Here is a 1,284-nt window from a genome sequence, read left to right on the forward strand (position 1 = left end):
CCGCGTCGTGATTATCGAAAGCCAGCTGCCAGTCGCCGGTCAGCAAGGCCATGCCGCGCTCGAAGCCTTCGGCCCAGTCATTCCCGCATACCACACCATTTTCATCGGCATCCAGCCATGGATAAAACGCCTCCCCGCCTTCCACTGTGCGTGCGATATCCAGCCAATGCCCGCTGACCAGCGCCATAAAGGCATCCAGCGCCTTGGTACCGGAAAACGAGGTTTCATCCTCATATGCCGCCCCCAGAATCATGGGCAGGCATTCGGCCGGGCGAATGACTTCGGGGCCGGCGATCAGGGCGGCAAAAAATCCGTCCAGCGTTTCCAGGCTCATCGCGCCTTGCGCGTGAAAGGCAGACAGGGTGGCCGACAGGCGTTGGTAATCGCTGTCGCTCAGGGCTTGATGGCTCATGGCTTGATTCCCGTAACAGGTGCAAAACGCCATTATCCGCCAAGCGCGGGAACAGGCACAGTGCAAATAACACTACTGCATTTAAGCTTGATTACATAAAATACCGGCAACAAATGGCAGCCACCTTATGTTTCCCCTGCGTTCGCAGCCGGCTTGCCCTGCCATTTACCGACTCGCCCGGACTTTTCTGCTGCGCGCACATGCCCAGAAAATGCCATGAAATGCAAAACCATGCCCACACAGCAGCAAATGCGCTTCAACAGCAACGAACGGATCATCAGCAAGACCGATCTCTCCGGCCGGCTGAGCGATGTCAACCGCCTGTGCATGCAGGTCTGCAATGATGTCGACATTCACGCCGGCAGCGTATTGCGGACTGTCCGCCTGTTTGTCTGAGATGCGTTTCATCGGCGTGGATTCACCTCGGCCCCCGCTATGCGTAAGCCCATCACCGCTGCGCGGGGTGAACTGCAGCAAGGGAAACTGGTGGAGAAGGCTGGATTCTATCGGTTCAGCCTTTAGAACCCCGAAGCTGAGCATTTTTCTGCATCCTGATGAACATCACCGCCTCTGCCCGCTTCGCCCCCAAAGATGCCCTGCGTGCCTTGGGTGAGCATGAGTTCAGCAAGGATGCTACATCCGGCCAAGCGGGACGCGCAGATCAGTGCGTATGGCTCCTGCCGGGTGCCGCATCCATTGTCAGCAATGTGCTGCCGTCTTACGGCTAAAAAAAGCCGCCATCCATAAAACGGATCGCGGTTTTTTTGCATGGCACGCCCTTAGCGCGGCAAACGGGCTTTCCTCATGCCGTTCAGGCTTGAGGAAAGCGAGCGTTTTTATTCATCCACCGGCTTGCCTGCTGCTGCCTCGGC

The 1,284-nt window shown here is 57.5% G+C and carries 3 protein-coding genes; 2 read left to right on the top strand and 1 reads right to left on the bottom strand.

Annotated features, from left to right (window positions below):
* A partial coding sequence (locus tag ACRC1E_RS13565; RefSeq protein ID WP_438515620.1) for a UPF0149 family protein occupies positions 1–412 on the bottom strand: 412 nt, incomplete at its 3' end.
* 216 nt (positions 413–628) lie between these two features.
* On the opposite strand from ACRC1E_RS13565, the gene ACRC1E_RS13570 reads away from it, so the two are divergent.
* Positions 629–808 carry a hypothetical protein gene (locus ACRC1E_RS13570; protein ID WP_438515621.1) on the top strand — a complete coding sequence of 60 codons (180 nt, stop codon included), beginning with the start codon at positions 629–631 and terminating at the stop codon, positions 806–808.
* 158 nt (positions 809–966) lie between these two features.
* On the top strand, positions 967–1,140 hold the full coding sequence (locus tag ACRC1E_RS13575; protein WP_438515622.1) for a hypothetical protein: 174 nt from the start codon (positions 967–969) through the stop codon (positions 1,138–1,140).
* Positions 1,141–1,284 lie beyond the last annotated feature (144 nt).

The organism is Craterilacuibacter sp. (assembly GCF_051659485.1).
Lineage (GTDB): Bacteria > Pseudomonadota > Gammaproteobacteria > Burkholderiales > Chromobacteriaceae > Craterilacuibacter.